The 22905-nt window shown below is 63.2% G+C and carries 23 protein-coding genes and 1 pseudogene; 14 read left to right on the top strand and 10 right to left on the bottom strand.

The annotated features are described in order from the left end of the window. Positions 1-6: 6 nt before the first annotated feature. Entirely contained in the window at positions 7-738 is a 732-nt protein-coding gene (locus AC1DX2_RS00710; protein ID WP_477194358.1) for a DNA alkylation repair protein, read from the bottom strand. 90 nt (positions 739-828) lie between these two features. Here AC1DX2_RS00710 and AC1DX2_RS00705 point away from each other — a divergent pair. Further along, positions 829-2241 (top strand): annotated as a pseudogene (locus tag AC1DX2_RS00705) (coniferyl aldehyde dehydrogenase); the annotation flags it as partial. 66 nt (positions 2242-2307) lie between these two features. Here AC1DX2_RS00705 and phbB read toward each other — a convergent pair. From phbB to AC1DX2_RS00690, 3 genes are all read right to left on the bottom strand, one after another. Next, entirely contained in the window at positions 2308-3045 is a 738-nt protein-coding gene (phbB, locus tag AC1DX2_RS00700) for an acetoacetyl-CoA reductase (RefSeq protein ID WP_477194357.1), read from the bottom strand. Positions 3046-3119: 74 nt separating this feature from the next. Beyond that, positions 3120-4298: an acetyl-CoA C-acetyltransferase gene (locus tag AC1DX2_RS00695; RefSeq protein WP_477194356.1), complete on the bottom strand. Its 1179-nt coding sequence runs from the start codon at positions 4296-4298 to the stop codon at positions 3120-3122. A 59-nt stretch (positions 4299-4357) separates the two neighbouring features. Beyond that, positions 4358-6010 (bottom strand): PHA/PHB synthase family protein, encoded by a 1653-nt coding sequence (locus AC1DX2_RS00690; RefSeq protein WP_477194355.1) that lies wholly within the window; start codon positions 6008-6010, stop codon positions 4358-4360. Between the two features lie 197 nt (positions 6011-6207). On the opposite strand from AC1DX2_RS00690, the gene AC1DX2_RS00685 reads away from it, so the two are divergent. Further along, positions 6208-6558 carry a hypothetical protein gene (locus AC1DX2_RS00685; protein ID WP_477194354.1) on the top strand — a complete coding sequence of 117 codons (351 nt, stop codon included), beginning with the start codon at positions 6208-6210 and terminating at the stop codon, positions 6556-6558. Here the strand turns inward: AC1DX2_RS00685 and pgeF are convergent. After that, complete coding sequence (gene pgeF / locus AC1DX2_RS00680) at positions 6487-7263, bottom strand: peptidoglycan editing factor PgeF (RefSeq protein WP_477194353.1); 777 nt, start codon at positions 7261-7263, stop codon at positions 6487-6489. The genes AC1DX2_RS00685 and pgeF overlap by 72 nt on opposite strands. Beyond that, positions 7264-7929 (bottom strand): maleylacetoacetate isomerase, encoded by a 666-nt coding sequence (gene maiA / locus AC1DX2_RS00675; protein ID WP_477194352.1) that lies wholly within the window; start codon positions 7927-7929, stop codon positions 7264-7266. Between the two features lie 118 nt (positions 7930-8047). Between maiA and AC1DX2_RS00670 the strand changes: the two genes are divergently transcribed. The 4 genes from AC1DX2_RS00670 (at position 8048) to AC1DX2_RS00655 (ending at position 9906) form a co-directional block, all read left to right on the top strand. Continuing rightward, a complete protein-coding gene (locus AC1DX2_RS00670) occupies positions 8048-8341 on the top strand; it encodes an antibiotic biosynthesis monooxygenase family protein (RefSeq protein WP_477194351.1) in 294 nt (97 codons plus the stop codon). Positions 8342-8383: 42 nt separating this feature from the next. Then, on the top strand, positions 8384-9085 hold the full coding sequence (locus AC1DX2_RS00665) for a fumarylacetoacetate hydrolase family protein (protein WP_477194350.1): 702 nt from the start codon (positions 8384-8386) through the stop codon (positions 9083-9085). A gap of 29 nt (positions 9086-9114) precedes the next feature. Beyond that, complete coding sequence (locus AC1DX2_RS00660; RefSeq protein WP_477194349.1) at positions 9115-9660, top strand: NUDIX hydrolase; 546 nt, start codon at positions 9115-9117, stop codon at positions 9658-9660. A gap of 66 nt (positions 9661-9726) precedes the next feature. Then, positions 9727-9906 carry a hypothetical protein gene (locus AC1DX2_RS00655; protein WP_477194348.1) on the top strand — a complete coding sequence of 60 codons (180 nt, stop codon included), beginning with the start codon at positions 9727-9729 and terminating at the stop codon, positions 9904-9906. Here the strand turns inward: AC1DX2_RS00655 and AC1DX2_RS00650 are convergent. Then, complete coding sequence (locus AC1DX2_RS00650; RefSeq protein WP_477194347.1) at positions 9890-10336, bottom strand: hypothetical protein; 447 nt, start codon at positions 10334-10336, stop codon at positions 9890-9892. The genes AC1DX2_RS00655 and AC1DX2_RS00650 overlap by 17 nt on opposite strands. A gap of 53 nt (positions 10337-10389) precedes the next feature. On the opposite strand from AC1DX2_RS00650, the gene AC1DX2_RS00645 reads away from it, so the two are divergent. Beyond that, a complete protein-coding gene (locus AC1DX2_RS00645; RefSeq protein ID WP_477194346.1) occupies positions 10390-10980 on the top strand; it encodes a hypothetical protein in 591 nt (196 codons plus the stop codon). On the opposite strand, the gene AC1DX2_RS00640 is transcribed toward AC1DX2_RS00645, so the two are convergent. Next, a complete protein-coding gene (locus AC1DX2_RS00640) occupies positions 10971-11276 on the bottom strand; it encodes a hypothetical protein (RefSeq protein WP_477194345.1) in 306 nt (101 codons plus the stop codon). The two genes, AC1DX2_RS00645 and AC1DX2_RS00640, sit on opposite strands and share 10 nt — an antisense overlap. Positions 11277-11658: 382 nt before the next feature. Between AC1DX2_RS00640 and AC1DX2_RS00635 the strand changes: the two genes are divergently transcribed. From AC1DX2_RS00635 to AC1DX2_RS00625, 3 genes are all read left to right on the top strand, one after another. Next, on the top strand, positions 11659-13326 hold the full coding sequence (locus AC1DX2_RS00635) for an amidohydrolase (protein ID WP_477194344.1): 1668 nt from the start codon (positions 11659-11661) through the stop codon (positions 13324-13326). Positions 13327-13338: 12 nt separating this feature from the next. Then, positions 13339-14094 (top strand): tol-pal system YbgF family protein, encoded by a 756-nt coding sequence (locus AC1DX2_RS00630; protein WP_477194343.1) that lies wholly within the window; start codon positions 13339-13341, stop codon positions 14092-14094. Between the two features lie 98 nt (positions 14095-14192). Next, entirely contained in the window at positions 14193-14927 is a 735-nt protein-coding gene (locus tag AC1DX2_RS00625; protein WP_477194342.1) for a hypothetical protein, read from the top strand. A 41-nt stretch (positions 14928-14968) separates the two neighbouring features. Here the strand turns inward: AC1DX2_RS00625 and AC1DX2_RS00620 are convergent, their stop codons facing one another. Further along, positions 14969-15349, bottom strand: a complete 381-nt coding sequence (locus AC1DX2_RS00620) for a hypothetical protein (protein ID WP_477194341.1) — start codon at positions 15347-15349, stop codon at positions 14969-14971. Positions 15350-15541: 192 nt separating this feature from the next. Here AC1DX2_RS00620 and AC1DX2_RS00615 point away from each other — a divergent pair, with 192 nt between their 5' ends. Continuing rightward, complete coding sequence (locus tag AC1DX2_RS00615; protein ID WP_477194340.1) at positions 15542-16114, top strand: thymidine kinase; 573 nt, start codon at positions 15542-15544, stop codon at positions 16112-16114. Positions 16115-16144: 30 nt separating this feature from the next. Here the strand turns inward: AC1DX2_RS00615 and AC1DX2_RS00610 are convergent, their stop codons facing one another. After that, the gene (locus AC1DX2_RS00610) at positions 16145-17806 is read right to left on the bottom strand and encodes a sensor domain-containing diguanylate cyclase (protein WP_477194339.1); all 1662 of its coding nucleotides are present in this window, start codon (positions 17804-17806) and stop codon (positions 16145-16147) included. Between the two features lie 208 nt (positions 17807-18014). Between AC1DX2_RS00610 and AC1DX2_RS00605 the strand changes: the two genes are divergently transcribed. The 3 genes from AC1DX2_RS00605 to AC1DX2_RS00595 all read left to right on the top strand — a co-directional run bounded on the left by AC1DX2_RS00605 (position 18015) and on the right by AC1DX2_RS00595 (position 22894). Then, positions 18015-18200 (top strand): hypothetical protein, encoded by a 186-nt coding sequence (locus tag AC1DX2_RS00605; protein WP_477195735.1) that lies wholly within the window; start codon positions 18015-18017, stop codon positions 18198-18200. An 80-nt stretch (positions 18201-18280) separates the two neighbouring features. Further along, entirely contained in the window at positions 18281-21010 is a 2730-nt protein-coding gene (locus tag AC1DX2_RS00600; protein ID WP_477194338.1) for a hypothetical protein, read from the top strand. Between the two features lie 9 nt (positions 21011-21019). Further along, the gene (locus tag AC1DX2_RS00595; RefSeq protein ID WP_477194337.1) at positions 21020-22894 is read left to right on the top strand and encodes a site-specific DNA-methyltransferase; all 1875 of its coding nucleotides are present in this window, start codon (positions 21020-21022) and stop codon (positions 22892-22894) included. Positions 22895-22905: the final 11 nt, after the last annotated feature.

Below are 22905 nucleotides of genomic sequence, written 5' to 3'. Positions count from 1 at the left end.
GCCGGTTTAATCCAGATCGCCGGACAGATAGGCCAGGCGCCTGTCCGGCGCGAACTTCTCGATCGCGTAGCGCAGCATGGTGCGCGGCATGCGGGCGTGGTGGCGCTGCAAGAACTTTTCCAGCACCGCCACATCACGCTTGCCAACCTCGCGCAGCATCCAGCCGCAGGCCTTGTGCATCAGGTCCTGCTCATCGGCCAACAGCAGTTCCACCAGTTTCAGCGTGTCGGCAAAGTCACCGGCGCGGATGAAGGCGAACGTCGCCAGCACCGCAATGCGGCGGTCCCACAGCACATCCGAGCGCACCAGCTCGTACAACAGCGCACGGTCGCGCGTCAGCAGGTGTGCGCCCAGGATATAAGGCGCCGAGCTGTCCACCAGATTCCAATTGTTGACGCGGTGCTTGTTGGCCAGGAACAGCTGGCAGATCTGCTGCTGCGCCATCTCATCCGCTTGGCGGCCTCTGCCGGCCTTGCCGTACTTCGCCACCAGGATCAGCAGCGCCAGAAGGCGCGCCTCGTTGTAGGGCGAGGCCAGCAGTTGCTCGCAGGCTTGCAAGTCCAGCGTCCGGTACTGCCGCACCAGTTCCCGCACGGCCGGCACCGTGACGCCCAGGAAGCGGTCACCCTCGCCATACTGGCCCTTGCCGGCCTTGAAGTAGCGCGGGAAAAACGCCGCCTTCTGTGGGTCGGCCAGGGCCGACAGAGCCGCCTGCACCTCGCGTGTGGACACCTTCATGGCGGCCGATGATAGCCGGCTGCGCACAGCCTGTCGCGTTGACGATAGTTAGAACTATGTTTTAAGTTACATTACGCCAAACTCAAGGAGGCCCCCATGGACACGGCAACCCAACTGCAAGCCGCGCTCGCCCTGCAACGCCAGGCCTACCTGCGCATACCCGCGCCAGACCTGGCGCAGCGCCGGCAAGACCTGCACACGCTGGGTCGCTTCGTGCGCGAGAACCAGGCCGCACTCGAAGAAGCCGTCAGCGCCGACTACGGCCACCGCAGCGCGCACGAGACGCAGATCACCGAAATCGGGCCGGTGCTGGCCGGCATACGCCACGCCACCAAAAACCTGCGCCGCTGGATGCGCCCGCAAAGCCGGCATGTGGACCGCATGGCCTTCGGCCTGGCAAGCAACCGCGTGATCCCGCAGCCGCTGGGCGTGGTGGGCGTCATCGTGCCGTGGAATTTCCCCATCAACCTCAGCCTGCTGCCGCTGATCTACATCTTCGCCGCCGGCAACCGCGCCATGGTCAAGATGAGCGAGAACTCGCGCCACCTGGCCGCGCTGCTGATCGCCAAGATGCCGGCCTATTTCCCGGCGGACAAGCTGCAGTTCTTCGACGAGACCGGTGGCGTCGGCGTGGAGTTTTCCAAGCTGCCGTTCGACCATCTGCTGTTCACCGGCTCGGGCAAGACCGGCCGCGCCGTGATGGCCGCCGCCGCGCAAAACCTGACCCCGGTGACGCTGGAGCTGGGCGGCAAGGCGCCGGCCATCGTCTGCGACGACTTCGACATCTCCCTGGCGGCCGAGCGCATCCTGTTCATCAAGTGCCTGAACGCCGGGCAGATCTGCACCACGGTGGACCACGTGTTCGTGCCGCAAAACAAGGTGGCCGACTTCGTGCAGGCGGCCAAGGCCTTCGTGCCGCAGCGCTATGCCAACCTGGATTCGGTGGACTACAGCTCCATCATCGACACCCGCGCCTACGGCCGCCTGCGCGAGGCCATGGCCGACGCCCAGGCCGGCGGCGCGCAGCTGCTGCCGCTGCTGCCCGGCGCCGCCTTTGACGACGCCCGCCACCGCATCGCCCCGCACCTGGTGCTGGACGCCGCGCCCGACAGCCAGCTGATGACGCGCGAAATCTTCGGCCCCGTGCTGCCCATCATCCCCTACCGCACGCTGGACGAGGTGATGGCCAAGATCAACGCCGGCCCCCGCCCGCTGGCCATCTACCCCTTCAGCAACCAAGGCGCGCAGGTGCAGACGCTGATCGACCGCGTGATGTCCGGCGGCGTGTCGGTCAACGACGCGCTGCTGCACGTCGGCCAGGACGACCTGCCCTTTGGCGGCGTGGGTGAGTCCGGCATGGGCCACTACCACGGCGTGGAAGGCTTCAACACCTTCAGCAAGCTGCGCCCGGTGTTCTACCAGTCGCGCTGGTCGACGCTGAAGCTGTTGATGCCGCCCTATGGGCCATTGGCCCAGCGCCTGCTGAAGTTTCTGCTGCGTTGAGGCCGCAGGCAACGCCAGGCACAAAAAAAGCCCGCATCAGCGGGCTTTTTGCTACGGCGAATCGCCTCAGCCCATGTGCAAACCGCCGTTGACCGAGAAATCAGCCCCGGTGGAGTAGCCACCATCTTCCGACGCGAGCCAGGCGATGATTGAGGCGATCTCGCTGGGCTCACCCAGGCGCTTGACGGGGATGGTGGCAACAATCTTGCCCAGTACGTCCTCGCGTATCGCCTTCACCATGTCGGTGCCGATGTAGCCAGGGCTCACGGTGTTCACCGTCACGCCCTTGCTGGCCATTTCCTGCGCCAGCGCCATCGTGAAGCCGTGCATGCCGGCCTTGGCGGCCGAATAGTTGGTCTGGCCGGCCTGGCCCTTCTCGCCGTTGACCGACGAGATGTTGATGATGCGGCCCCAGCCCTTTTCCACCATGTCACCCACCACCTGCTTGGTGACGTTGAACATGCTGTTCAGGTTGGTCTCGATCACCGCGTCCCAGTCCTCGCGCGTCATCTTCAGGAACATGCGGTCCTTGGTGATGCCGGCGTTGTTCACCAGCACGTCGATGGCGCCATGTTCGGCCTTGGTCTTGCTGAAGGCTTCCACCGTGGAATCCCAGCTGCCCACATTGCCCACCGAGGCGTAAAAGGTGTAGCCCAGGGCGGCCTGCTCGGCGATCCACTTCGCGTGGTCGCGCGTGGGGCCACAGCCGGCGATGACCTTGAAGCCTTCCTTGTGCAGGCGCTGGCAGATGGCGGTGCCGATGCCGCCCATGCCGCCGGTCACGTAAGCTACTTTCTGACTCATGATGTTCTCCTTCTTGTCCAAACAATTGCGGGCGCGCCGCGGCTAGCGCACCCTCATCCCATTGTGGGCCGAATTCAGCGCTCCACAGTTAGGGCAACCCCCATGCCGCCGCCTATGCACAGGCTGGCAATGCCCTTCTTGGCGTCGCGCCGCTGCATCTCGTGCAGCAGCGTCACCAGGATGCGGCAACCCGATGCACCGATAGGGTGCCCAATGGCAATGGCGCCACCGTTGACGTTGACCTTGCTGGTGTCCCAGCCCATGGCGTTGTTGACCGCGCAGGCCTGGGCCGCAAACGCCTCGTTGATCTCCAGCAGGTCCAGATCGGCCGCCTTCCAGCCGGCGCGCGCCAGCGCCTTGGTGGAAGCCGGCACCGGCCCCATGCCCATGATGGACGGGTCCAGCCCGGCGGTGGCAAAGCTGGCAATGCGCGCCAGGGGTTTCAGTCCCAGCGCGGCGGCCTTCTTGGCCGTCATCACCATCACGGCAGCGGCGCCGTCGTTCAGGCCCGAGGCATTGCCGGCCGTCACACCGCCGGCCTTGTCAAATGCCGGCCTCAGCCCGGCCAGCGCCTCGGCATTGGTCTTGCGGTTGATGAACTCGTCAGCGGCAAACACCACCGGGTCGCCCTTCTTCTGCGCAATGCTGAAAGGGGTGATTTCGTCCTTGAACTTGCCGGCGTCCTGCGCCGCAGCGGCCTTTTGCTGGCTGGCCAGTGCCAGCGCGTCCTGCGCCTCGCGGCTGATGCTGTATTGCTTGGCCACGTTCTCGGCCGTGATGCCCATGTGGTACTGGTTGTAGACGTCCCACAGGCCGTCGACGATCATGGTGTCCACCAGTTTCCAGTCGCCCATGCGCTGGCCGTCGCGCGAGTTGGGCAGCACGTGCGGCGCCATGCTCATGCTTTCCTGGCCACCGGCGATGACGATCTCGCTGTCGCCCCAGGCCACAGACTGGGCCGCCAGCATCACCGCCTTCAGGCCAGAGCCGCAGACGGCGTTGATGGTCAGGCCCGGCACCTCCTTGGGCACGCCACCCTTCAGCAGCGCCTGACGCGCCGGGTTCTGGCCCACGCCAGCCGCCAGCACCTGGCCCATGATGACCTCGCCCACCTGCTCAGCGGCCACGCCGGTGCGCTCCAGCAGGCTCTTGATGACGGCGGCGCCCAGCTCGGTGGCCGGCACCTTGGCCAGGGTGCCGCCAAACTTGCCGACGGCGGTGCGGGTGGCTGAAACGATGACGATGTCTTCCATGGTGGGCTCCAATTGAACGGGAAATAAGGGGTTGGGGAATGGGGTGGCGCTGGCAGGGCCTAGGCCCTGGCCTTCACATAGCGGCCCGGCGCCGGCTCCAGCTTTTTGCCGGCGGCCTTGGCATAGGTCTTTGGCGCCGGCACCAGCTTGCCGGCGTGGCCTTTCAGCCAGTGCGACCAGTCGGTCCACCAGCTGCCGGCATGCTCGGTGGCGCCGGACAGCCATTCGGCCTGCGTCTTGGGCAGCTTGCCGTCCTTGCGTATCCAGTGGCTGCGCTTGTTCTTGGCCGGCGGGTTGATGACGCCGGCAATGTGGCCCGAGGCCCCCATCACAAAGCGCTTGGGGCCGGGCAGCCATTGGGTGGAGGCGTACGACGCGCCTATGGGCACGATGTGGTCCTCGCGCGAGCCGTAGATGTACACCGGGATGTCCACCTTGCGCAGGTCCACCTTCTGGCCGCACACGGTCAGTTTGCCGGGCTTGACCAGGTTGTTTTCAAGGTAAGTGTTGCGCAGGTACCAGGCATAGAAGGGGCCGGGCAGGTTGGTGGAGTCGCTGTTCCAATACAGCAGGTCAAACGGCGGCGGCGTCTCGCCCTTCAGGTAGTTGCCCACCACGTAGTTCCACACCAGGTCATTGGGCCGCAGGAAGGAGAAGGTGGAGGCCAGGTCGCCCCCCTTCATCATGCCGCCCTGCCCCATTTCCATCTCGCGGTACTTGACGAAGGCCTCGTCGATGAACAGGTCCAGCACGCCGGTGTCGCTGAAGTCCAGCAGCGTGGTCAGGAAGGTGGCGCTGTCCACCGGCTTCTCGCCGCGCGCGGCCAGCACCGCCAGCGCCGTGGCCAGGATGGTGCCGCCAACGCAGAAACCCAGCGCGTTGATGCGCTTGGCGCCGGTCAGCTCGCGCACCGTGGCAATGGCCTGGATGGCGGCATGCTCGATGTAGTCGTCCCAGGTCTTGGTGGCCAAGCTGGCATCGGGGTTGCGCCAGCTGACCACAAAGGTGCGGTGGCCCTGGGCCACGGCGTAGCGGATCAGCGAGTTATCGGGCTGCAGGTCCAGGATGTAGAACTTGTTGATGCACGGCGGCACCAGCAAAAAGGGCTTCTCGAACACCTTGGGGGTGAGTGGCTTGTACTCGATCAACTGGAACAGCTCGTTCTCGTACACCACCGCGCCTTCGGTGGTGGCCACGTTCTTGCCGACCTCGAACACGCTCTCGTCCGTCATCGACACATGGCCCTGCTGGATGTCGTGCATCAGGTTCTGCACGCCCTTGGCAATGCTCTCGCCCTTGCTGTCGATGGCCTTTTTCTGCGCCTCGGCGTTGAAGGCGATGAAGTTGCTGGGCGCGGCGGCCGCCATCCACTGCTCCACCGCAAAGCGTATGCGTGCCTTGGTCTTGGCATCGCTCTGCACCGCATCGGCCAGGCCCATCAGCGTGCGCGCGTTCAGCAGGTAGGTGGCGGCGGAAAACGCCGCCATCGGGTTGCCGGCCCAGGACGGGTCGGCAAAGCGCTTGTCGCTGCCCAGCCCGGGGGTTTGCAACGGCGCCTGCAGGTGCTCGGTCCACAGTGACGTGGCATCGGCCAGGTACTGCTGCTGCAACTGCTGCAGCTTGTCGGGGGCGAAGTTCAGCGCTGGCATGCTGGCCGCATCAGCGCCCTGGCCCGGCACCGCCGCAGCGCCCAGGCCCTGGAAGGAATGCATGGCCTGTGTCCAGTTCTGCACCAGGGCTTGTTGGAACTGCTGTGCCGCCTCGGCCCAAATTTGGGGAGAATCCTGTGTCACTGTCGCTCCTCGCTCATCGCTGTAGCTCGCGCCGTAGCTCTTGCTGCGGTTTTCTGTGTGTAATCAGTATCTCAGTTTTAAGTGACGTCGAACTGACGCCGATCAAAAATCACCCCATGTACATTGTCGCCATTGGCTGGTTGTATGTTGCGCTGATGATGGCGGTGGCCGAGGCCACCAATTCCACCGGCACGGTGCTGGGCGCCATCATCACTTTCCTGCTGTACGGGCTGGGGCCCGTGGCGCTGGTGCTTTACCTGCTGAACACGCCGGCGCGGCGCCAACGCGTCAAAGCGCGCGAGGCCACCGAAATGGCCAGGATGGCAGAAGCAGAAACAACAGAAGTGGCAGAAGCGACAGAATTGGCAAAAGCGGCCGCCGGGCCCGCGCAGCCGTCACTTCAACCAGATGCAGGCAGCCATGCGGCCGCTGACGCCCCGGTCACGCCGGTGCGAAAAGAACCGTGACGGGTTGCTGACCGTGCACCACGGCTGGCTGCCGTCGTTGCCATAGATTTGGGTGATGCCCAGCCGCGCCAGCCGCTGGCGCGCCAGGCCAGACAGATCGGCCAGCCAATTGCCGGTGGGCTGGGGTTTGAACATGGCGTGCGCGGCCGGCAGCGCGCTGACAAAGGCATGGTGCACATCGTCCCCCACCTCAAACTGCACCGGCCCTATGCACGGCCCCAGCCAGGCCATCAGCCGGCTCACCTTCTGGTCATGCGGCGCCTGCTTCACCAGCTGGTGCACCACCGTCTCCAGAATGCCGGTGCCACCACGTCCGGCCAGGCCGCGCCAGCCCGCATGCGCGGCGCCCACGATGCTGCCCTCGTCATTGCTGAACAGCACCGGCAAGCAGTCCGCCACCAGCATGGTGCAGGCCAGGCCCTGCAGATGGGTGACGCAGCCGTCGCCCCGGGTGCCGTGGGCGGTGTGGCTGTCCAGCGTCACCACCTCGGTGCCGTGCACCTGGGCCAGAAACACCGGCTTGGCCAGCGTGGCGTTGTGCAGGATGGCCCGGTTCGCCCCCACGTCCAGCACGTGGTCGCCGACATGGTCGCCCAGGTTCATGCTGTCGTAAGGCCCGCGCGAACGCCCGCCAATGCGGCTGGTGCACACCGCGCGCACATTGCTGGGCGCCGGCCAGCGGGGGATCAGCCAGTCTGCCAACATCTATTCATTGTCCGGACACTGGCTCGGCTGCGCCTGCTGAAACGCCGGCAGCGCCATGCAGGCATCAAACGCCGCCATGGTGCGCGTCAGGCCGTCGAAATTGACGTCAAAGCGCTTGCCGTTGAAAATCTGCGGCACCAGGCAGCAGTCGGCCATGGTGGGCGTGTCGCCATAGCAATAGACCGACGCCGTCAGGCCCTCGGCGGCGCGCGCCTTGTCCACCGCCACCAGTTGGCGCTCGAACGACTCCAGCCCGTCCCGCACCCAATGGCGGTACCAGCGGTTCTTGGCCTCTTCTTCCAGCTTCAGGATCTTCGTCAAATACTTCAGCACCCGCAGGTTGTTCAGCGGGTGGATTTCGCAGGCGATGGACTGCGCCAGCGCCCGCACCCGGGCGCGCCCCAGCGGGGTGATGGGCAACAGCGGCGCCGCCGGATACGTCTCTTCCAGGTACTCGATGATGGCCATGGACTGCGACAGCAGCTCGCCGCCCTCCGCCTCCAGCAACGGCACCAGCCCATCGGGGCTCAGCGCCGTGTAGGCCGCCAGCTTGTGGTCGCCGCGCGCCAGGTGCACCGGCAGGTAGTCATAAGCCAGGCCCTTGAGCTGCAGGGCAATGCGCACGCGAAACGACGCCGAAGAGCGGAAGTAGTTGTACAGCTTCATGCCGCAAGGATAGCGCCAAACCCGCCCGGCAACCATGGTGGCCCACCCTGCCAGCAAGCCCGTCGGCCAGCAGTTAACATCGTGCAGCCGTTTTGTTTTTTTCCCGGAAATTCCAGCCATGATCCTTGAGCTCGCCGACATCCGCATCCACCCCGGCCAGAACGCCGCCTTCGAGGAAGCCATCGCGCGCGGCCTGCGCGAGGTGTTCACCAGCGTCAAGGGCGCGCACAACCCCAGCGTGCACCGGGGCATCGAGTCGGCCGAGCGCTACATCCTGCAGATCACCTGGGACACGCTGGAAGACCACACCGTGGGCTTTCGCCAGTCGCCCGCCTTTGCCGCCTGGCGCGCCATCGTCGGCCCGTTCTTTGCGCAGCCGCCGGTGGTGGAGCATTTCGCGCTGGCCGTTTAGTCCCGGCCCACTGATTTTTTCGTCAACCCTCAAGTCAACGCCATGAGTTACGTCTTCACGCCCCCCGCCCAGCCGTCCGTCCCCGTGGTGGGCAAGGACGAGCGCTTCCCCGTGCACCGCATCTACTGCGTCGGCCGCAACTACGAAGAGCACGCCAAAGAGATGGGCTTCACCGGCCGCGAACCGCCGTTCTTCTTCATGAAGCCGGCCGACGCCGTGCTGGTGGTGCCGCACGGCCAGACCGGCCAGATGCCCTACCCCAGCCTGACCAGCAACCTGCACCACGAGATCGAGCTGGTGGTGGCCATCGGCAAGGGCGGCAAGAACATCAAGGCCGCCGACGCCGCCCAGCACATCTTCGGCTACGCCGTCGGCCTGGACATGACCCGGCGCGACCTGCAAGGCGAGATGAAAAAGCAGGGCCGCCCCTGGTGCATAGGCAAGGGCTTTGACCATTCCGCCCCCATCGGCCCCATCATGCCGGCCGGCGCCGCTGGCGACGTCGCCCATGCCGAGATCTGGCTCAAGGTGAACGCCGCTGACCGCCAGCGCAGCAGCGTGGCCAAGCTGATCTGGAACATTGGCGAAACCATAGAGCACCTGTCCGCCGCCTGGGAGCTGCAGCCCGGCGACCTGATCTTCACCGGCACGCCTGAGGGCGTGGCAGCCGTGGGCGTGGGCGACACCCTGGTGGGTGGCATCAGCGGTCTGGGCGAGCTGCACGTGCACATGCAGGGCGGCTGAGCCCACCAGCCACCCCCACCACGCACCCCATGCTGCGCCCGCCCATCAAGCACTGCCGCAACTGTGGCCAGGCCGTGGTGTACCGGCTGCCTGACGACGGCGACACCAAAGAGCGCGCCGTCTGCCCGGCCTGCGCCACCGTGCATTACGAAAACCCGCTCAACGTGGTCGGCACCGTGCCCTACCTGGGCGACAAGGTGCTGCTGTGCAAGCGCGCCATCGAGCCGCGCCACGGCAAGTGGACGCTGCCGGCCGGCTTCATGGAGCTGGGCGAAACCACCGCCCAGGGCGCGGCGCGCGAGACCGACGAGGAAGCCGGCGCGCAGTTCGAGATGGAGGGCCTGTTCACCGTCATGAGCGTGCCGCGCGTGGGCCAGGTGCACCTGTTCTACCGTGCCCGGCTGCTGTCGGACCAGTTCAACCCCGGCGCCGAGACGCTGGAGGCCCGGCTGTTCGACGAGGCCGATATCCCCTGGGACGACATCGCCTTTCGCACCGTGAAAGAGACGCTGGAGCACTTCTTCGCCGACCGGCCCAGCCAGGTGTTTCCGGTGCGCGTCATCGACATCGTGTGACAAACACACTGTAACCAGGCCTTATTTCCCGCTGTACAAACCCTGCCACAGGGGTATAACAGGCGCATGGCCACCAAAGACCGGTTTTGGAATGTAGACCTCCACGTGCTGCTGCGTTGGTGGTGGATAGACATTTCCACCTTCGTGCTGACCGCGCTGACCTTTGTCGGCCTGGCGCTGCCGGTCATCATCCCCACATTGATCCTGTGGTTCCTCTACTCCATCGACTTCAAGATGCCCCGGTGACCGGTGCCGTCGTGACGATGGTCGCCAAATGCAGCAAAAAGATGGCGTAAGGAAACGCCACCGTAGGCCGGCAGGCGTTGATCAAATACTCACCCAGCAACCCCACCAGCCCCTTGCGCCCCGCCAGCCACTGGGTGTGCAGCTGAAAAGCGTGGCCGTCCGCCGGCTGGCCGTGCGCCAGCCAGTGCTCCACCAGCGTGATGCGCGCGCTCAGGCGGGCCTGCATGGTGCGCTGCATGCTCTCTTGCAGCCACAGCACCAGCAGCATCAGCGCGATCAGAATGGCGTCGCCCTGCGAACTGGCCACCGCCACGGCATACAGCACCGTGGTGGCCAGCTTGATCAGCATGGCGTGCTTCTCGTATTGTTCGTGCTGGGCAAACAGCGCCAGCCATTCCTGGTTCAGGGCAGAGGTATCGTTCGCAGGCATGGCGGCAAGCATAGCACCGGCATGTATCTGCACTTTGGGGTAGGCTAGGGCTTATGAGCGAAGCAGCAGGCGCCTTGGTGCCACTCCCCCCTGGGGCCCCCAACCCCATCAGCGAGGCCATTTTGAGCCTGGTGGCCCATGTGCCGGCCACGGACGAACCCGCCCAGGCACAGCCACAGGCGCGCGCCCAGGCCATCGCCCGCACCGCCGCACGCCGGGCCAGCGTGGTGGCCAGCTCCATGGCGCTGCCGCCCGGCCTGCTGGGCTGGCTGACGCTGCTGCCCGAGCTGCTGGCCGTGTGGCGCCTCCAAGCCCAAATGGTGTCCGACATTGCCGGCGTCTACGGCAAAAGCGCCACGTTGTCGCGCGAGCAAATGCTCTATTGCCTGTTCAAGCACCTGGGGGCGCAGCTGTTTCGCGATGTGGTGGTGCGCGCAGGTGAGCGGGTGCTGGTGCGCAGCGCCTCGGCGGCGGCCCTGCAAGGGCTGGTGCGCCAGCTCGGCATCAAGGCCGGCCAGGGCTTGCTGGGCAAGGGGGCTTCAAGGTTGCTGCCCGTGGTGGGCGCGGTGGGCGTGGGTGCCTATGCGTATTACGACACCCGCCAGGTGGCCAAGACGGCCATGGAGCTGTTTGCTCAGTGCTGAGCAGCCCCGTCCGGCTTGATGTCTTTCGCCACCACGTCGCTGATGTCGCCCACCGAGCGGCTGGCCGCCCGGCGCGCTGAAGCCCGCACCGGCCCCGTGGCGCCCTGAAAACCGCGCCAACGCGCTTTCGGGTCAAAGCGGAAATGCCAGGGTGCCACCGGCTGCCCCATGGCTTTCGCCCAGGCGGCACGGCCCAGCCAGACGGCCAACACCACCAGGGCGGCCGTCAGCAAGCTGACAAAAAACACCAGCGCCATGCCCAACAGCAGAACGCGCAGCAATATTCGAAAGATCATGAGGCGAATATAGGGGTACTTCGGTATTTTGCACCCACCATGCGACGAACAGCGGGTAGCAGCGAAGAATTGACGGTTTAGGCAGGTTTTCGCCGCCTCAAAACAACAACGCCTCGGCCAGCCGCAATGGTGAGCCTTCGGCCGCAAAAAAGCATGAAGAAACTGTGTCAGCGTGCCGTTCAGCCGCTGCACAAACCTTTCAGAAATCAAAATAAAACTCAGTGCAATAGAAAATTGAACATCGTTTATTTTTTAAATAATTGTTACTTTTTTTAATTTTTAATCTTCACTCGCAAAGATTTCCGGGTTTCGCGCGGAAATCCGTTGACCCCAGCATGGCCGCATAATCGCCGCCATCAAAAACCACCCCACCCCCAACACCGTGCACATCCTGCCCCTCTCTGCATTGCGCTCCCTGGTGCTGCTGGCCGCATTGGCCCCCATCCTGCCCGCTCAGGCCGACACCGTGTTGGACAACGTGCGCGGCTACACCTTCACCCAAGACGGCAAGCTGCAGCGCTTCGAATCCCTGGCCTTCTCCGACGCCGGCAAAGTCATCGCCGCCGGCAGCGCCGCCAACGTGGCGGCCCAGGCGCCGGGTGCCCGCCACCAGGACATGGGCGGCAAAACGCTGCTGCCCGGGCTGATCGACGCTCACGGCCACATCTTCAGCCTGGGCAACAGCGCCCGGCAGCTCTCCCTGCGCGACACCCGCACGCTGGCCGAGGCGCAAGCCGCCATCGCCGCCTACGCCAAAGCCAACCCCGCCAGCCCCTGGCTGCTGGGCGGCGAGTGGAACCAGGCCAACTGGAAGCTGGGCCGCTTCCCCACCGCCGCCGAGATCGACGCCGTGGTGGCCGACAAGCCCGTGTGGCTGGAGCGGGTGGACGGCCACGCCGGCTGGGCCAACAGCGCCGCCCTCAAACTGGCCGGCATCACCCGCGACACCCCCGACCCCCAAGGCGGCAAGATCGAGCGTGACGCCCAAGGCAACGCAACCGGCATCCTGGTGGACGCCGCCAGCCGCCTGGTCGACAAGGTGGTGCCCGCCCCCAACGCGGCTGAGCGCCGCGCCGCCCTGGACGCCGCGCTGAAAACATTGGCCAGCGTGGGCTTGACCAGCGTGCACGACGCCGGCGTGTCCGCCGAGGCCGACGCCCTCTTCCGCGACTATGCCGACAAAGGCAAGCTGACCGTGCGCGTGTACGGCATGATCAGCGGCGTTGACGCCTTTTTCGACCAGGCATCCGCCACCGGCCCACTGCTGGCCTATGGCAACGACCGCTACACGCTGCGCGCCGTCAAGCTGTTTGCCGACGGCGCCCTGGGCAGCCGCGGCGCCGCGCTGCTGGCGCCTTATAACGACAGCCCGCAAGCCAAAGGCCTGCTGTTCATCAGCGACGCCGAGATGCAGCGCCGCATGGAAAAGGCCATGGGCAAGGGCTACCAGGTCAACGTGCACGCCATCGGCGACGCCGGCAACCGCCAGGTGCTGGACGGCTTTGAGAAGCTGGCCCAGCGCTTTGACACCGCCAAGCTGCGCAACCGCGTGGAGCACGCCCAGGTGGTGGCCCTGCCCGACATTCCCCGCTTCAAGCAGTTGGGCGTCATCCCCTCCATGCAGCCCACCCACGCCACGTCTGACATGAACATGGCCGAAGACCGCGTGGGCGCGCGGCGCATCCAGGGCGCCTATGCCTGGCAGACCTTTTTGAAGCAGGGTTCGAAGATTGCCTGTGGGTCAGACTTCCCGGTGGAGTCGCCCAACCCCTTCTGGGGCCTGCATGCCGCCGTCACCCGCGAGAGCGCGCAAGGCAAGCCCCCCGGCGGCTGGTTCCCCGCCCAGAAAATGACGCTGGAGCAAGCCCTGCGCTGCTTCACGCTGGACGCCGCCTATGCCGCCCACCAGGAAAACACGCTGGGCACGCTGGAGCGCGGCAAATGGGCGGACTTCATCGTCATCGACCGCGACCTGTTTGGCATCCCCGCGCAAGACATTCACCGCACCCAGGTGCTGCAAACCTGGGTAGGCGGCAATCGGGTTTTTTAAAGGAGCTACCACATGCGTATATCAAGCGGAATGACGAATTGCCTGGCCGTGCTGGGGCTGGCGGCGGCCATGCTGCTGCCACTGGCCGCACAAGCCCAGCCCATGTCCTTTCATGAGGGCCGTGCGAACATGACCGTCAACAGCATGGCCACGCGCGACCAGAACTACGAGCTGAACAACCGTGCTGCCACCGAAGGCAAGCTGCGCCCCGAGACGGCCCGCTTCCTGCAGGATGCACAACGCCTGATCGCCAGTGGCGACACCGCCGGCGCGGCCGACAAGATCGCCAAGGCCGAGCGCGAACAAAACAAATCGCTCTACGAGCTGCATTTGATCGCCCGCATGAAGGGCAAGCTGGCGCTGGCCAAGCTCGACCCGGACGAGGCCGGCCGCCAATACCTGGCGGCGGCCCAGGGCGACTGGATGAAGCCCGCCGACCGCGCCGCCGAGCTGGAAGTCATCGCCAGCCTGTATTACCACAAGAAGGAATACGCCAAGGCCGCCAACTGGTTCGACCGCTACGCCGAAGCCGGCGGCAGCAACCCCAACACCGGCATGCTGCGCGCGCAGAGCTACTACATCCTGGACGACTTCGGCAACACAGCCAAGGTGCTGGACGCCGAGCTCAACCGCACGCTGGCCGCATCCGCCAAGCCGCCCGAGCTGATGCTCAAGCTGTTGGTGGACTCCAAGGAACGCGTGGCCGACATGGAAGGCGCCAAAAAAGCCCAGCAACTGCTGGCACAGCATTACCCCGGCAGCAAGTAAGCGCCGCGCGCCCTTCCCGCCACGCAAACACCCGCCGCGGCGGGTGTTTTGCTTTCACTAGAATGGGCCGGACGACCGACACACCCAAGAGGAGCAAGATGCGCAATTTCACCACCCGGCTGGCCCACCTGGCCATCTGCAGCCTGCCTGCCGCCACCGCGCTACTGGCCCTGCCCGTTCACGCCCAGCGGCCAGACATGACCGTCAACTCCATGGCCACGCGCGACCAGAACTACGAGATGAACAACCGCGCCGCCACCGAAGGCAAGCTGCGCCCCGAAGTGGCCATCCCCCTGCAAGACGCCCAGCGCATGATCGCCAACATGGAGCCCGTCGGCGCGGCCGAGAAAATCGCCAAGGCAGAGAGCGCCCAAGGCAAGTCCCCCTATGAGCTGCACGTGATCGCCCGCGTGAAGGGCAAGCTGGCCCTGAGCAAGAACGACGCCGACGAAGCCGGCAAGCAGTACCTGGTCGCCGCCGAAGGCGACTGGATGAAGCCCGCCGACCGCATCGCCGAGCTGGAGGTCATCGCCAGCCTGCACTACCACAAGAAGGAATACGCCAAGGCCGCCACCTGGTTCGACCGCTACGCCGCCGCCGGTGGCACCAACCCCAACACCGGCATGCTGCGCGCGCAGAGCTACTACATCATCGACGACTACGCCAACACCGCCAAGGTGCTGGACGTCGAGCTCGACCGCAGCGTGGCCGCCTCCAAAAAGCCGCCCGAGCTGCTGCTGAAGCTGTTGGTGGACTCGAAAGAGCGTATCAACGACGTGGACGGCGCCAAAAAGGCCACCCTGCTGCTGGCGCAGTATTACCCCGGCAAGTGAACAGGCGCAGGCACGGCTTCAGCGCTCAGCGCCGCCCTGCATCAATGCCGCTGCCAGCGGCCCCCATCCAGCCGCCAGCCATTGCCCGAGCGCGTCCAGTTGTGCGGCACCCAGGTATGGCCCGGCCGCCCCTGCTCCCAACGGCCGCCGTGCCACACGTGCCGGCCACCCGCCCAGCCCCAGTAGCCACCCAGCCACACATAGCCCAGGCCGGGTGACACCGGCACCACCTCTTGGTAAGGCGCGGGCGGCGCCACCATCACCACCTCGCCATAGCCATTGGTGTAGGTGGCGCCATAGGCGCCCGGCGTGCCATAGGCCACGCCACCACCCCGGTAATAAGGGCCGGCAGGCGCCACTACGCAGCCGCTGAGCAGCAGCGCCGCGCTCGCGGCCAGCGCGCCAGAGATAAGGGGTTTCATAAGGTGTCTCCCAACTTGGGTAGTGATGCAGTTTGGACACCCCTGCAACGCGCCGCGTTCCAGCCGGTGGGACAGCCCTTACCGGGCGTTACAAACAGGACCCAGCCTTGACAGTGGAAACCCGCCAAACCGGGCCACAGGGCCCGGCGCCGCCATGGCGATAATCATGGTCAGAGAAGACCACGAGAACCCATGGCCAAGCTGTTTTTCCGTTATTCGGCGATGAACGCCGGCAAATCCACATCGCTGCTGCAAATTGCCTACAACTATGAGGAACAAGGCCAGCAGGTGCTGCTGTTCACCGCCGGCATAGACGACCGCGCCGGCGTGGGCAAGATCGCCTCACGCCTGGGCCTGACGCGCGACGCCCAGGTGTTTGACGCTGCCACCGACTTTTATGCGCTGCTGATGCTGCGCGCCCAGCAAGGCATTGCCTGCGCGCTGATTGATGAATCGCAGTTTCTCAGCCCCGCGCAGGCGCGCCAGCTGCACCGCGTGGCCCACGCCTGCAACCTGCCCATCATCTGCTTTGGCCTGCGCACCGACTTTCAGGGCAAGCCTTTTGACGGCGCCGCCTGGCTGATGGCCCTGGCCGACGACATTGAAGAGATCAAGACCATCTGCAGCTGCGGCCGCAAGGCCACCATGAACATACGCGTGGACGCCGACGGCGACCGCGTGCGCGAAGGGGTGCAGGTGGAAATTGGCGGCAACAGCCGCTACCGGCAGGTGTGCGCGCGCTGCTTTTACCTGGGGCAGCACTGAGGCTGCAGCGCCTGCCGCTCAGGCGCGTGGTCAACCAGACACGCCCAACACCACCCGGTTGCGCCCCTGCTGCTTGGCACGGTACAAGGCATCGTCCGCGCGTTTGAGCAGTTGGGCACTGCCGCCCTCCCCCGGCACCACGGCCGCCACACCTATGCTCACCGTCACAAGCCCAAAATCCGAGCGCTCGTTGGGCAGGGCCAGCGCCTGGATAGCCTCGCACACCTTGGTCGCCATGCTCAGCGCGGCGGCGTTGTCGGTATTGGGCGCGATGAAGACGAATTCCTCACCGCCATAGCGCGCCACCAGGTCGCCGGTGCGGCACACGGTGGCGGCGATGCACTGGGCCACCGCGTGCAGGCATTCGTCGCCCCGCTGGTGGCCATAGTGGTCGTTGTAGGGCTTGAACCAATCCACGTCGATCAGCGCCACCGCCAGGGGCTGGCCCAGGCGCGCGGCGCGGCTCCATTCCGCAGCCAACACGTCGTTGAAGCGGCGGCGGTTGGCAATGCCGGTCAGCGCATCGGTGATGCTCAGCGCCTCCAGCTTGTCGTTCAGCGCTTGCAACTGCAGGGTGCGCTCGAAACGGTCTGCCAGCGCCAGGGCCAACAGCAGCATCTCGGCGGCTGAGCCGATCTGCAAGGCGTTGACCGTCAGCGCATTGGTGGGCAAGGCCCCCAGGTTGCGCAGCACCATCAGAAAGGCGCCCACCAGCGGCGCGGCAAAAGCCGCCAGAAAGAAATATGCGCTGCGCTGGCGCTTGACGAAGGCACAGTACACCCCCACGCCCAAAATCAACACCAACGTGGCGAACTGCAGCAGCGTGGACCACCGCACCAGCGCCTGGAACGCCACCGCCATGCCCACCGGTATCAGCAAGAACACCACCACCAACACTTTCAGCACCGGCTCCAGCCGGGGGATGAGCTGCCGCGTGTTCAACATCAGGCGCATGAACAGCAGCACCGACACAAAGGCCAGCATGCTGAAAACGATGAAGGAGATGTCAGACCACCCCAGCGCGCCCGGCCACAGAAACTCTTTGGTCAGCCCGTTCTGCGTGCCCAAGGTCAGCGCCATGGACGTGACCAGGCCCACGTAGAGCAGGTAAATCACGTCGCGCAGCGCGACGAACAGCAGCAGGTTGAACAAGATCATCGCGCTGGCCATGCCGAAATACCAGGCCTGGGCACTGTAGTCAGCGCGCTCGTGGGCATAAAAACTCTGCGGCGCCCACAGCCGCGCAGGCACCACCAGCGTGGACACCGACTGCAGCCGCAGAAACACCACCTTGTCACCCTGCGCCGGCACCGCGATGGGGAAGACAAAGCCCCGGTTGGCATAGGCCCGGGTGGCAAAGGGCTCGGCAGTGCCGGTGACGACCGAGCGGTAGCCCCCCGCTTCAAGCGGCTCGTGAAACTGCACGCTGGTGATGCGCGCGTGGTCTATCTGCAGCATGCGCTCCACAGCCTGGCTGCTGCCGTTGCGCAGATGCAGGCGCAGCCACCAGGCAGAGCGGGTAAAGCCAAAGGCCAGGTCTGCCTGGCGATTAGGCGGCACGGGCTGGAAGCGGCCGGCAGCCTCGGGCTTTCGCACGTCGGCCAGGCTCAACGCCTGGCCTGGGTCTTCCAGGACGGTGAAGTATTCTGTCAGCGGCAGTGCGGCTTGGTTGGACTCGGCGGATACATCCAAAACCTTGTCGTCAGCCGCCCAGAGCTGCGGCGGAAAAAGCAGCAACAACAGGCAGGTGAACACCATCGCCAAAATAGCCGTCAAACTGGTCCTTTTGGCTTTGGGGGGTGTCTCTTGCTGCAAGCTCGGGGCGCGGGTCAATTTCACAATCGCGGTAGCGTTTGCGGGTATTGTCGTCCATCCAATATTGGCGTTGGGCGCCGCCTGACTGCTGGCCCTGGCCGAGGACATTGAAGAGATCAAGGACATCTGCAGCTGCGACCGCAAGACCACCATGAGCATACGCGTGGTCGCTGACGGCGAGCGCGAGCGCGAGGGGGTGCAGGTGGAGATTGGGGGGCACAGCCGGTACCGGCAGGTTTGTGCGCGGTGTTTTTACCTGAGGCGGCACTAGCCAGTTGAACGGTGTAGCAGAGAGAGGCAGGCAAGGTGCGATACTTGCCGCAATACATTCGAATTTCGCTCGCTCAACCTATGAATCACCTGTTTCAAGCCTTAGCCGTTCGCGTGGATGAATGGCGCAAGGCTCGTTACGATTGTCCTGAGTTCCCCGCGATTGCCGAAATTCTGGACTTCGCGTTAGAAGATCCCACCACGGACCAATTGCGCTACTTGCGTCGCGCGCAGTTTCGTGCGTTGGAAACTTATTGGTACCTGCGGCTGGTGCTGAATACACCGCGCATCCCCGATCTCTACGCAACACTGTTCCCCAAGAAAAGCGAACGCCGGGCCGCCATGGGCCTCAATTCCAATGAGCTAACGGAGTTGATCGCCGATACCAGCCTGGAAGAAGTGATCAATCGTGTGCAAACCGACAATGCATTTGTTCGCAAACACGGGCTTGAGAGTTTGCGCGAAACGTTTTCCCTGGACTACCCCAGCTACATCTTGGCGCTCGCCATGGGAGCAGGCAAAACCATTTTGATGGGGTCCATCGTCGCCACTGAGTTCGCCATGGCGCTCGAATATCCAGACGGCCCGTTTGTGCAAAATGCGCTGGTCTTTGCCCCAGGGAAGACCATCCTCAGCGCCTTGCGGGAATTAGCTGATATACCGTTTGAACGCTTGTTGCCCGCCCGCCTGCACAAGCCGTTTGCGGCGAGCTTGAAGCTCACGTTCACTCGCGACGGGGACAAACAAATCCCGATCACTTTGGGCAGCAGCTTTAACGTCATCGTCACAAACACCGAAAAGATTCGTATCCAAAAACCGACGGTGCGCAGTGCCGCGCAAAGTCGGCTTTTCACGGGCAGCAAGGAAGAAGAAGCGACGGCAATGGCGAATCTGCGCCTTCAAGCCATCGCATCCTTACCGCACTTAGCAGTTTTTTCGGACGAGGCGCACCACACTTATGGCCAGAAGCTGCTAGGCAAATGGGAAAATAACAGAGACACCGGCGAATTGGAATTCAAGGAGGATGGCATCAAGAAGGTGCGTCGTACCATCGACTACCTGGCGCAAGAAACCAATCTTATTGTCACCATCAATGCCACCGGAACGCCATACTTTGAGCGGCAACCACTACGTGATGTGGTGGTCTGGTATGGTCTGGGTGAGGGTATTCGCGATGGCGTTCTGAAAGAACTTGCCAACGGCATCAAGGTGCTTGAACTCGGTGATGGTGATTCAGAGCGAATGGTGGAAAGCGTGGTCGATGATTTCGTAAAAGACTATTGGCCCGTTGCTCTTGAGAACGGTGCCCCCGCACGCCTTGCCTTGTATTTTCCCAATCTTGAGACCCGCGACGAGTTGCGACCCAGTATTGAGTCCGCATTGTTGGCCCACGGCATCGGTCCAGACGCATTGCTGTCAGTGGACAACAAGTCCAACGAGGCAACCCGGCGTTCCTTTGAAGCCGTGGCGCGCGACCCTGGGGCACCCCATCGTGTATTACTGCTAGTCAACATGGGGACCGAGGGGTGGAACTGCCCAAGCCTGTTTGCCTGTGCGTTGGTGCGAAAGCTGGCGACCAGCAACAATTTTGTGCTGCAGGCTGCCACCCGCTGTCTACGCCAAGTTCCCGGCAACACCAAGCCTGCTCGTGTCTACCTGACGGCCAGCAACAAAAAGACGCTGGAAGACCAGTTGACGGAGACTTACGGCACCAGCCTCAGAGCGCTGGACACCCAGCAAGCAGAACGGGTCGAAAAGACCATTCACCTGCACAAACCGCACTTGCCAGCTTTGCTGATCAAGAAACGCGTGCTCCGAATCCAACGCAAGGCCGTTCCCGCTGATTTCGCGCCATTGGTATTCACCTTGCCCGATGTCCCTACACCCGTTGGCCCGGTGGTCCAAACGTGGAGCCCGGTGCTTACCGCCAGCGGTGATACGCGCATGCAACGACTCGATGCCGCAAACGTTCTGCTGGAGTCGTTTACCCCCATGCTTGATTGCTATACCGCTGCCGCCCGGCTGGCCGCAAGCCACCACCTGCCAACTATTGAACTATTGGCCGCAATTCGCCGCGTCTATGAGACGCAGGAAGTACCCGACCACCACATGGATGCAATCGGCGAACAGATTGAGGCGCAGCGCAACCAGTACGAAGAGGCATGGGACGAAATCGAGGTAGCCGTGGCACTGGTCAAGGCCGATGGCTTCGATCGTGCCGAAGTAAACGGCCAGCCGGTCTACACAGCCCGCATCAGCTTTGACAAGAAAAACCAACACCTCTACAGGACGGCCAATGAAACCGCTAATGCGGCGCACGCCCTGCAAAGCAGCTTTCACTATGAAGGCTACAACTTCGACTCCAACCCAGAAGCCGAGTTCCTGAACTGGACGCTGGGCCTGCTGCAGACGCACTCCCATCAGATTGAGGGCGTGTGGTTCACGGGCGGGCTGACCGATGCGGGAAAGACCGACCTACGGGCTGAGTACTTGGGCGACGATGGACGGTGGCACACCTACACGCCGGACTTCGTGCTGCGCCGTGCAGATGGCAAGCACCTCGTGGTTGAGGTGAAAAATGACAAGCTCAGCCCGGATATTGATGCGGATATGGCTCGTCACGCGGTAGGGGCGGCGGCACAAACGCTTGAAGGCCGCAAGGCCGTGGCTTTGAAACGCTGGGAACAGCTAAATCCAGACCGTCTCAGCTACCACGTCATGTTCGCCGACACTGCCTTGCATGACGCTGGCAAAAAGACCGTGCTGGACTTCATCACGGCCAAAGTAATCGCTGCGCCTGCGGCCACTTGATCTACCGCTATGACCGAACAAGCCAAGACAAAGAAGAAACCCACAGATGTGACGGTAGGCCGTGCCAAAGGGCGGCCTATGTTGAGTTGGGTAGGCAAGAAGCCGCTGGGCCGTGTTACGGCTTTCCCAGCGCAACATATTGAGCGGTTCAGTGCGGACGATGCTGCACGTCCATTGCCCCCTGACTCTGCTGATTGGTCCGTGTGGCCCAAAGATCTGCCGCACGGCGGCCTGCTGTATCACGGGGATAACAAGGAGGTATTGGCGCACCTGTTGGCAAACGGCTTTCGCGGACAGGTCAAGCTGATTTACATAGACCCGCCGTTTGACAGTGGGGCAGACTACGTGCGCACGGTGAAGTTGCGCGGTCCAAAAGGTACTGTAAAGATCGACGGCGAGGATTACGCTCTCGGTGAGCAGGTTCAGTACACCGACATATGGAGCAACGACAACTATCTTCAATTCATGTATGAACGGATTTTGATGTTGCGTGAACTCTTGCATGAAGATGGTAGTTTGGTCCTGCATTGTGATAGCGGCAGGTCGCACCATCTTCGATGCTTATTAGATGAGGTGTTTGGATCTGACAAACAGTTCAAAAACGAAATTATTTGGTTCTACCGCCGATGGCCGACAAACTCGAAAGCGTTCCAGTCCATGCATGACAACTTGTTCTGGTACACAAAAGGTAACAATAACGCACATACCTTCAACAAGCTGTACGAGTCGGCATCAGAACGTACATTGAGTGACTATGGAGGCAAACGCTTGACAACAATGACATCAGAAGATGGCACGCAGATCAAGCGAGAAACCGAAGAAGAATCTTTAGGCGTACCAATGCGCGATGTTTGGGAGATTAGCCGCGAACATACCCGTAGCCATGAGCATACGGACTATCCCACTCAGAAGCCCGTTGAACTAATCGAGCGGATAGTGACCGCGTTATCTAATCCTGGTGACCTTGTTCTGGATGCCTTTGTGGGCTCCGGTACAACCGTTGTGGCTGCTCAAAAGCTTGGACGTCGCTGGATATGCTGCGACATTAACAAGGGCGCAATTCAAACTACGGCGAAGCGACTTCAAGGCGTGATGCGTGACCAAACAACGAGCTTGCGCATTGGCAAGCAAGGTGAACTTATGGCTCAGGACAAAGTTACATCAACGCCAGTTCAACTTTCGTACACAACTTGGCGTGTTAACGATTACGACCTGCACATCCAGCACAATGAGGCCGTCGAACTGGCCTGCGAACATCTGGGCGTCACGCGCACCCGAACCGACCCGTTCTTTGACGGTACGCGCGGCAAGATGCTGGTCAAAATCATTCCACTCAATCATCCACTCACGCCGCTAGACTTGGAGGCGCTGCGCACAGAACTCAAGAATCGGCCCGACGAAGAGCGCGAACTGTTGGTCGTCAGCCTGGGACAAGAGCACAAAGCGCGCGAATGGGTGGAGCACTACAACCACAATCGACCTATCAACAAAATCCATTTGATTGAGTTGCGCACGGACCGCAAAGCTGGGGGCTTTATCAAACACGAGCCGATGTCAGTGCAAGCCAGCATTCAACACGATGGTGACGAGCTGGTCGTGAAGATTGACGATGTGATATCGCCCAGCATCATTGCGCGCCTTGATCTTCAAGAGGGAATTTTCCGGGCCCAGATACCCGATTGGCGCGCTGTTGTCGATTGCGTCTTGATAGACGCCAATCACAACGGCGAGGTATTCAATGTGACCTTGGCGGATGTGCCCGAGCGCAAGCAAGACTTTGTTGCAGGCCGCTACGAACTTAGTGGTTCGGCTGTTGGATCAAAAGTTGCGGTGAAGGTCATTGACATGCTGGGGGAGGAATGTGTTGTTACGCTAACAATGTAGAAAAGCAGTCT

The sequence above is a fragment of the Hylemonella sp. P2_B10 genome (genome assembly GCF_056404875.1).
The sequence above is the reverse complement of the archived record's forward strand: the minus strand, read 5'-3'. Positions and strand labels throughout refer to the sequence as shown.